Source organism: Phenylobacterium sp., assembly GCF_044372605.1.
Classification (GTDB): Bacteria; Pseudomonadota; Alphaproteobacteria; order Caulobacterales; family Caulobacteraceae; genus Phenylobacterium.
This window is the reverse complement of sequence record NZ_JBILRO010000166.1, coordinates 1-7,673: the sequence shown is the minus strand read 5'-3', so window position 1 is coordinate 7,673 and position 7,673 is coordinate 1. Positions and strand designations below refer to the sequence as shown.

12 protein-coding genes are annotated in these 7,673 nt (G+C 65.3%); 6 read left to right on the top strand and 6 right to left on the bottom strand.

From position 1 onward, the window contains the following. The 5 genes from ACIQ42_RS13080 to ACIQ42_RS13060 form a co-directional block, all read left to right on the top strand. Positions 1-840, top strand: an 840-nt coding sequence (locus tag ACIQ42_RS13080; protein ID WP_397422649.1) for an SEL1-like repeat protein, incomplete at its 5' end; no start/stop codon positions are given. A gap of 53 nt (positions 841-893) precedes the next feature. Next, positions 894-1,817, top strand: a complete 924-nt coding sequence (locus ACIQ42_RS13075) for a sulfite exporter TauE/SafE family protein (RefSeq protein WP_397422648.1) — start codon at positions 894-896, stop codon at positions 1,815-1,817. Continuing rightward, positions 1,814-2,614: a TIGR02186 family protein gene (locus tag ACIQ42_RS13070; RefSeq protein WP_397422646.1), complete on the top strand. Its 801-nt coding sequence runs from the start codon at positions 1,814-1,816 to the stop codon at positions 2,612-2,614. The genes ACIQ42_RS13075 and ACIQ42_RS13070 overlap by 4 nt, the downstream gene beginning before the upstream one ends. Positions 2,615-2,620: 6 nt before the next feature. After that, the gene (locus tag ACIQ42_RS13065) at positions 2,621-3,088 is read left to right on the top strand and encodes a DUF3429 domain-containing protein (RefSeq protein WP_397422645.1); all 468 of its coding nucleotides are present in this window, start codon (positions 2,621-2,623) and stop codon (positions 3,086-3,088) included. A 26-nt stretch (positions 3,089-3,114) separates the two neighbouring features. Next, positions 3,115-3,867 (top strand): hypothetical protein, encoded by a 753-nt coding sequence (locus tag ACIQ42_RS13060; protein ID WP_397422644.1) that lies wholly within the window; start codon positions 3,115-3,117, stop codon positions 3,865-3,867. Between the two features lies 1 nt (position 3,868). Here ACIQ42_RS13060 and ACIQ42_RS13055 read toward each other — a convergent pair whose 3' ends face one another. From ACIQ42_RS13055 to ACIQ42_RS13040, 4 genes are all read right to left on the bottom strand, one after another. Next, positions 3,869-4,297, bottom strand: a complete 429-nt coding sequence (locus ACIQ42_RS13055; protein ID WP_397422643.1) for a BLUF domain-containing protein — start codon at positions 4,295-4,297, stop codon at positions 3,869-3,871. 7 nt (positions 4,298-4,304) lie between these two features. Beyond that, the gene (gene folE / locus ACIQ42_RS13050) at positions 4,305-5,018 is read right to left on the bottom strand and encodes a GTP cyclohydrolase I (protein ID WP_397422641.1); all 714 of its coding nucleotides are present in this window, start codon (positions 5,016-5,018) and stop codon (positions 4,305-4,307) included. A gap of 72 nt (positions 5,019-5,090) precedes the next feature. Next, positions 5,091-5,327: a hypothetical protein gene (locus ACIQ42_RS13045; protein ID WP_397422640.1), complete on the bottom strand. Its 237-nt coding sequence runs from the start codon at positions 5,325-5,327 to the stop codon at positions 5,091-5,093. Then, positions 5,324-6,262, bottom strand: a complete 939-nt coding sequence (locus ACIQ42_RS13040) for a phytanoyl-CoA dioxygenase family protein (RefSeq protein ID WP_397422639.1) — start codon at positions 6,260-6,262, stop codon at positions 5,324-5,326. Before ACIQ42_RS13040 ends, ACIQ42_RS13045 begins: the two co-directional genes overlap by 4 nt. A gap of 152 nt (positions 6,263-6,414) precedes the next feature. On the opposite strand from ACIQ42_RS13040, the gene ACIQ42_RS13035 reads away from it, so the two are divergent. Next, on the top strand, positions 6,415-6,744 hold the full coding sequence (locus tag ACIQ42_RS13035; RefSeq protein ID WP_397422638.1) for a GIY-YIG nuclease family protein: 330 nt from the start codon (positions 6,415-6,417) through the stop codon (positions 6,742-6,744). A 108-nt stretch (positions 6,745-6,852) separates the two neighbouring features. On the opposite strand, the gene ACIQ42_RS13030 is transcribed toward ACIQ42_RS13035, so the two are convergent. Together ACIQ42_RS13030 and ACIQ42_RS13025 are read right to left on the bottom strand one after the other, a co-directional pair. Then, positions 6,853-7,230: a VOC family protein gene (locus ACIQ42_RS13030; RefSeq protein ID WP_397422637.1), complete on the bottom strand. Its 378-nt coding sequence runs from the start codon at positions 7,228-7,230 to the stop codon at positions 6,853-6,855. Positions 7,231-7,232: 2 nt separating this feature from the next. Beyond that, positions 7,233-7,673, bottom strand: a 441-nt coding sequence (locus ACIQ42_RS13025) for an acyl-CoA dehydrogenase family protein (protein ID WP_397422635.1), incomplete at its 5' end; no start/stop codon positions are given.

The following is a 7,673-nucleotide window of genomic DNA, read 5'->3' as shown; positions in this document are numbered from 1 at the left end:
GCCGGAGGCGCAGCCTTTCTCAGTGTGGGCGCTGCCGGTTTGACGCTGATGCAGGGTCCGGCCGGCGGCGCGCGCGACGCCGAGGTTTCGTCGTTCGGACACAATCCCCGGGCCGCGGTGGCGCTCTCGGCCCCGGCGCAACCGGTATCGGCACCCGTGTACGAACAGGTTCGGCGCGACGTTGAGACCGGCGCGCCCGGTGCGGTCGCCCGCCTCAAGGCGCTTGCCGACGCAGACTACCCGCAGGCCCAGCTCTATCTGGCTCAACTCTATGATCTGGGGCAGGCGGGATTGGCCCGTGACCCGGTTGAAGCCCGCCGCCTGGTCGCGCTCGCCGCCGCCAACGGTGACATCCAGGCGATGCACAATCTGGGTGTCTTCTTTTTCAGGGGAGAGGGCGGCCCGCAGGACCTCTCCAGCGCAGCCCAGTGGTTCCGCAAGGCTGCCGAGGGCGGCGTTGTGGAGAGCCAGTACAATCTGGCGCTCCTCTACCAGAGCGGATCGGGCCTGCAGAAGGACCTGACCAAGGCCCGCTACTGGTTCGCCGAGGCCGCCGGCCAGGGCGATACCGAGGCCGGCCGTGCGCTGGCGAGCCTGGACCGACCGTCCAAGCCCCGCCCAGCCGGGACGCCTGCCGGTCAGGCGCGACCCTACACCCCGGCGACGGGACCCGGCGTCTCACAGAATGTCCGTCAGACCCAGCTGATCCTGGCGAGGCTGGGCTACTACGATGGGCCGGCAGACGGCCTGTCCAATCCCGCCTACCGGACGGCCCTGTCCGCGTACCAGACGTCTCTGGACGGGCAGGGCGTCGGAGCCCGGCCCACGCTTGCGCAGTGATCCGCCTTGACCAGGGGCTGATCCAAAGCCCGTTCGGGGCGTAGGCGCGAGAGGTGGATATCTATCTCCCCATTGCCGAGATCGCGGTCAACGCGCCGCTGATCGTCGCGCTCGGGGCGCTTGTGGGCTTCATCTCCGGCTTGTTCGGAATTGGCGGCGGCTTCCTGATGACACCGCTGTTGGTGTTCTTCGGCATTCCCGCGCCAGTGGCGGTGTCCAGTATGGCGTTGCACGTGGCTGGGTCGTCCATGTCGAGCGTGATGGCATACAGTCGCCGCCGTGCCGTGGACTGGCGCATGGGCGGCGTTCTGGCGACCGGTGGGGTGGTCGGCGCCATCGCCGGGGTGGAAATCTTCCGTTTGCTTCGGTTGCTTGGACAGGCCGAGTTGATCGTCGCCCTGGCCTATCTGGTGTTTCTGGGCGTCATCGGCGGGCTGATGCTCTGGGAATCCCTGGGTCAGATTCTGCGTCGCCACCGGGGGCAGCCGAATCCGCCACACCGGGATCGCCGGCCGATCTGGCTCTATGGCTTGCCCCTGAAGGTGCGCTTTCCCAGGTCCCGTCTCTTCATCAGCATTATTCCGCCGCTCGCGCTTGGCCTGTTCGTGGGCGTCCTGTCCGCCATCATGGGCGTTGGAGGCGGGTTCATCCTGGTTCCGGCGATGATCTACATCCTGCGGATGCCGGCCGGCATGGTGGTGGGCACCAGCCTGTTCCAGATCATCATCACGACCGCCCTCACCGGCGTGTTGCAGGCTGGTCGGAACCAGACGGTCGATGTGGTGCTGGCGACCTTGCTGCTGGTCGGGGGCGTGATCGGCGCCCAGTTGGGCGCGCGCGCGTCATCCAGGTTCCGGGCTGAAGAACTGCGCGCCATCCTCGCCCTTATCGTTCTGCTGGTCGGACTGCGGATGGGATTGGGCCTGTTCCTGACGCCAGAGGAGCCTTTTGTACTCATGACGGGGATGGCAGGATGACGCGCGCCGTCGTTCCGTTGGCCATGGTCACTGCACTTGCGGTGCTCTCACCCGCACAAGCTGCCCCAGTGATCTCTGCGGCTCTCACCGATACCACGGTGAAGGTTTCGTCGGACTTCAACGGCGCGAGGATCATTCTGTATGGCGCAGTATTCGACCCCTCTGCGACCCCCAGCGATGTGGTTGTGCTGGTCCGCGGTCCCGAGCAGCCGGTGCGGATCACGCGCCGCGACAGGGTTTTCGGCCTATGGCTCAATAGCCGCCCTGTGGTGTTTCGTGGTGCTCCGGGCTTCTATCGCGCAGCCTCCAATCGTCCGCTGGATGAGATCGCGACCTTCGGGACCTTGCGAAGGCTTGGGGCCGGCATCGACCATCTCACCATCAATGCGCCCGAGGAACAGAGGATCGAAACCCGCTACGGGGTCCGCGACGTCGTCGTCTCGCGGCTGGGCGCCGACTACTACGTATGGCGGCGGGCGGTGGTTCGGCTCAAGCAGGCGGCGGGGCTTTACAACGAGGATGGACGGGGTGTGCGGTTCGTTGATCGGGGTCTGTTCCGCGCCGAGATCGCGCTGCCGGCCGGGGCGCCGACCGGGGTCTATCGGGCCGACATTCTGTTGTTTCAGAACGGAAAACCCGTTGCGCAACGCGCGAGGACGCTGACGGTGGAGAAGGTCGGTATCGAGCGGGCCCTTTACGTCTGGGCGCATGTGAGGCCATGGTCATACGGGTTGGTTTCCATGGCGTTTGCCTTGGTTGCCGGTTGGGCGGCCTCTGTGGCCTTCCGGAGAGATTGATGGCCCGTGGATAGCGTGAAACCCGCCTCCAGATCGGAATCGCCGCCTCTGGCCCTTTGGGCGATCGCCGCGCTGTGCCTGTCGCCATTTGTGGCCGCAGCGTTGATGTTCAGCTACGGGCCGCCAGAGCGGGCCGCTACCTCCCTGAATATCCTGATGACCTGGTCCGCCGGCGCCATGTCGTTCCTGGGCGGCGTGCGCTGGGGACTTGAAACCCGGGAGCCGGATCCCCGCTGGCAGCGCCAGGGGTTTTCCGCCCTTGCGGCCTTGGCGGCCTGGGTCATTTTACTGGCGCGCGGCCATGCCCCCGACAGCTGGATCCTGGGAGGGTTCATCGCGGCCTTCCTGATCCAGTGGCTGTTCGACCATCAGACGCCGGACACGCCGTCGCGCTATCCCATACTATCAACAGCCGTCACCGGCGTGGCCTGCGTTTCATTGGCGCTGGCGCTGGAAAAGGCGCTGCACGCCTGAGCGGGCGATACAAGAAGGATACCATCATGCGCCTCAGACAGATCGCCTTGGTCGGGCAGGACCTCGCCGCCGCGACGGCTGATATCGTGGACGTTCTGGGGTTGGGCGACGCCTATGCCGATCCGGGCGTAGGCAAGTTCGGGCTGACCAATGCGGTCTGGCCGGTGGGCGACACCTTTCTGGAAGTGGTCACGCCCCTGCAGCCGGGCACGACGGCCGGTCGCCTGCTGGAAAAGCGCGGCGGCGACGGCGGCTATATGGTGATCCTGCAAGTAGACGACATTACAGTGGCCCGCGCCCACATCCACGCGGCCGGCGCACGGGTGATCGAACAGGTAGATGTCAGGGACAAGGTGTCCATGAGCCACATTCACCCCAAGGATATCGGCGGCGCAATCCTGTCGGTGGATCAGATGTTTCCCCGGGAGAACTGGGAGTGGGGCGGTCCGAACTGGCGCCAAAACGTGCGTACGGATGTCTCGGCGGCCGTAGTGGGCGGCGAATTGCAGGGAGACGACCCGGAAGGCATGGCCCGACGCTGGGCCGCCGTGCTCGGGCTCACGGCAGAGCCTTTTGCAGCGGGTTGGCGAATTGCGCTTGACGGCGGTGAACTGCGTTTCGTCGCGGCGACGGACGGCAGGGGCGAGGGTCTGGGCGTGTTTGATGTTGCGGTGCGCGATCCCGAAGCGGTCCGCGACCGGGCGCGGGCCCGCAACTGCCTCGGCTCGGACGGTGGTGTTGTTCTTTGCGGAACCCGCGTCCGCCTGATCCAGGCCTGATCTATTCGCTGCGGTTCAGGATCGCGGCGGTGTCGACCAGTTCGGCCAGTAGCGACAGGGTGGCTTTGCCGGAGCAGTCGAAGGGATTCAGCTCCACCCTCTTGAAGTACTTCAGCAGAAGGGACGGATTGATCCGGGAGATGGTCACCTGGCCCATCGTCCAGTTGCCGAACCGGCGCTCGCCGATTTCCTCATAGATCAGCAGCCGGACCTGCTCGTGGCGAGGATCCCGCACGATGGTGTTGTAGAGGTCGCACACTTCATCCCTGCCGCCCTCCAGCACCTGGATGAACAGATCGTCGGACACGCACAACAGTCCGGTCACCCCCAGGTCGGGATTGTTCTTCCGCGACTGGGCCAGAATATCATCGCAGGACGACGCCACGAGGGCCTTCGACGGACGACTTGCATAGAGACAGCGCACAAGCATCTGCGGCTCACTTCCGTTGTTGCAGGAGGGACAGGAACTCGCTTCTCAAGTGCGTGTCCTTGAGGAAGGAGCCTCTCATCACGCTGTTGATCATCTTGGTCTCGCTGTCCTTTACCCCACGCCAGTGCATGCAGAAGTGGTCGGCCTCCATGACGATGGCGAGACCATCAGGCCGCACCTTGTCCATCAGCAGTTCGGCCATCTGGGTGATGGCTTCCTCCTGAATCTGGGGGCGCGACATCACCCAATCGGCCAGGCGCGAGTACTTTGAAAGACCGATCAGGTTGGAGTGCTCATTGGGCATAAGACCGATCCAAAGGCGCCCCATGATCGGGCAGAAGTGGTGGCTGCAGGCGCTGCGCACCGTGATCGGACCCACAATCATCAACTCGTTGAGCGACTCTGCGTTGGGGAACTCCGTAACCGGCGGCGCTTCAGCGTAGCGGCCGCGAAACACCTCCGTGAGGTACATCTTGGCCACCCGGCGCGCGGTGTCCTGGGTGTTGTGGTCCCCCTCGGTGTCGATCACCAGGCTTTCCAGCACGCCCTGGAACTTGCCCGCCACCTCGGCAAGCAGGGCGTCCATTTCCCCGGGCTCGACAAAGGCGGCGATATTGTCGTTGGCGTTGAACCGTTTACGGGCGCGTTGCAGTCGCCCGCGGATCGTCACGGAAATCGGCTCTGGGGCCGTTGTATCGCTTGGCGGGGGTGGTTCGCTCATGGGACCCTTCGACGCGCGCGACAGGAAGCGCCTGCCCGTACCGTATCGACCTACAGCCCGGGGAACCGCACGTCATGTGAATCCGGGGTGACGCAACGAAACGTCAGCGCCTATTTCTCGGTCAGGTTCCAGACGCCGTCCCAATCGCGGGGTGGTGGCGTGTCCCGGAGCAGACGACAACGCCCCACATAGATGCTCGCCGGCATGCTGGAGATAGTTCGCGAAGTCGCTCGATCGGTGGCCGTTCACATCGCGGCTGCGGGTCTCATGCAGACCCAGCGCCTGATAGGTCCCGAGATCCCTGGTCATGGCGCAGGCGTCCCTCCGGCCAGGGCGGCGCGATAGGGCGAGAGGTCCCAGCCGGGATAACGCACCTGGGCGCGGCGTAGGGTTTCCTCCGTCCAGAACGGATGACCGGGCGGCTGCACACCGAAACAGGCCAGTTGCTCCGGCGTCGCGTGGTCGAAGATGTTGCGCCAGGGCTTGGTCTGATGAAACGGCCACGCGTGATAGCCGACGGCGTCGTTCCCCGCTGCCTTGAAGCACACCATCACCGCATACCGGACCCCGCCCGGCGCCGTCATGTTGGTGCCCCGATGATAGATGTCGATGCCGTAGGGCACGATGGAGCCGGCCGGCGCCGCGCTGGAGCGGGCCATCGCCTTCAGACCGTCCTGCAACGTCGCCTGATGCTCCGGCGTGAAGTCGAGTGTCCCCTCGGGTCCCGCCACCCTGGCGCTATCCGGTCGCGTCACATAGTTCATCGCTCCGTGCGCGTCGGAGACGTCTGTGAAGTAGCAGAGGATCGTCACCGAATTCAGGTGGTCTGCTTCAGACGGCACGGTCAGGGTGTGATTGCCGAAGTCGCAGTGGAACGGCTGATCATAGTCGGCGTCGCCAGTGAACTTGGCCCAGGCCTGGCACTGGTAGAGATGCACTTGGTCGGTCTTCAGCGCCGCCCGGGCGAAGGCGATCAGGTCCGGATGCACGCCGATCAGGTTCAGCGCCGGTGAGCAGTCAAACGGGATGGCGTCAAAGTCCTTGAACTGGGCGGCGTTGAAGCGGCCCAGCTGGCCCTCCAGCTTCTTTTCCAGCCCCGCCTGGGCGCCGGCCTGGCGGCCGAACACCGTGACAAAATCCGCCCTGACCGCCGCCACTTCGTCGGGCGTGAAAAACCCGACAAGCGGCCGCACGCCGTCGCGACGCCAGATTTCCACATCCTCGGGGGTGAAACGCTCGCTCATGGGAAGGTCCTGATCATTTCGTGGGGCAACAGACTGACCCAACATCGCGGCGGCTGCCAGCCCGAAGGTGAAGCAACCCCTTCGCCCCGCCCCCCGTGTGTCATCCCGGTCTTTGGCTCTGCCAAAACCGGGATGACACCGAGGAGTTTTCGATGAATGGCGATCAGACCTACTGGGTCTACATCCTGGCCAGCCGCAAACACGGCACGCTCTATGTCGGCGTCACCAACTCGCTGGAGCGCCGCATCGCCCATCACAAGGCCGGGGAAACGCCAGGGTTCACCAAGCGGTATGGCGTCGACCGGCTGGTATTCCACCAGGGCTTCGGCGAGGTCACCGAGGCGATCCGTTTTGAGAAACAGCTCAAGCGCTGGCGACGCGACTGGAAGATCCGCCTGATCGAGGAAGACAACCCCAACTGGGACGATCTCTACGTACAGATGATGGCGCTCCCGCCCCTACACCCGGATTTGCGGACCTAGCCCCGCCCCCCGTGTGTCATCCCGGTTTTCGCGCCAGCGAAAGACCGGGACCCATAGACTCCGCCTCGCCAATCCTCGCAAGGCGGCCCCGCTTCGAGCCGTAATCCGTCACTTCCGCACGAATGCACACAGCTTGTTCCCGTCGCAGTCGCGTACATAGGCGGCGTAGAACACCGGGTTCATCCCCTCGCGCACCCCGGGCGGCCCCTCGCAGGTTCCGCCATTTGCCAGCGCCGCGGCATGGAAACGGTCGATGGCCGCGCGGTCCTCGCCCAGAAACGCCAGCATCGCCCCGTTGCCGCCCGACGCCGCGGCGCGATCAAACGGCCGGGTCAGGAAAAACCTCGCCCGGTCGCCCGCCCGCGAATAGCCCGTCCAGGTCTCGCTGGTGGTGTCCCGCACAGCCCCCAGCGCCGCGAAGGCGGCGTCGTAAAAGCGAATGGCCCGCGCCATGTCGTCCACGCCGATCGTCGAATAGGCGATCATCGTCAGAACCCCGCTGTCATCGTGGGCAGGCCCAGGTAAAGGCGCCCCGCCGTCTCCGCGATCATCGGCGAGACCATGAAATGCTGCGTGGCCACATGTACGTCGCGGAACTGCCGCTGCAGCGGCGAGATGTCATAGATCGAGCTGCCACCGGCCAGATTGTACATCATGTCCACCACCGCAGCGGATTCCTGCATGGCGTGCCAGGTGGCCAGACGCATGTCGCGGCTGTGGCTGAGCGCCACCGGTCCCCCGGCATTGGCGGCCTCCCAGCCGGCGTCGATGGCGCCGTAGAAGAACGCGCGGGCGGACCGCAGCCGCGCCTCGGCCCGGGCCACCTCCATCTGCACATAGGACTTCTCGGCCAGCGGCGACGACGACCCGCCGCGCTTCTTCTCGGCGGCGATCTTCATGAATTCCGTCAGGCTGGCCCGCGCGATCCC

Coding starts and splice junctions, on each gene's coding strand:
- ACIQ42_RS13070 (WP_397422646.1), top strand. CDS start 1,814: ATGACGCGCGCCGTCGTTCCGTTGGCCATGGTCACTGCACTTGCGGTG.
- ACIQ42_RS13060 (WP_397422644.1), top strand. CDS start 3,115: ATGCGCCTCAGACAGATCGCCTTGGTCGGGCAGGACCTCGCCGCCGCG.
- ACIQ42_RS13055 (WP_397422643.1), bottom strand. CDS start 4,297: ATGCTTGTGCGCTGTCTCTATGCAAGTCGTCCGTCGAAGGCCCTCGTG.
- folE (WP_397422641.1), bottom strand. CDS start 5,018: ATGAGCGAACCACCCCCGCCAAGCGATACAACGGCCCCAGAGCCGATT.
- ACIQ42_RS13045 (WP_397422640.1), bottom strand. CDS start 5,327: ATGACCAGGGATCTCGGGACCTATCAGGCGCTGGGTCTGCATGAGACC.
- ACIQ42_RS13040 (WP_397422639.1), bottom strand. CDS start 6,262: ATGAGCGAGCGTTTCACCCCCGAGGATGTGGAAATCTGGCGTCGCGAC.
- ACIQ42_RS13035 (WP_397422638.1), top strand. CDS start 6,415: ATGAATGGCGATCAGACCTACTGGGTCTACATCCTGGCCAGCCGCAAA.
- ACIQ42_RS13030 (WP_397422637.1), bottom strand. CDS start 7,230: ATGATCGCCTATTCGACGATCGGCGTGGACGACATGGCGCGGGCCATT.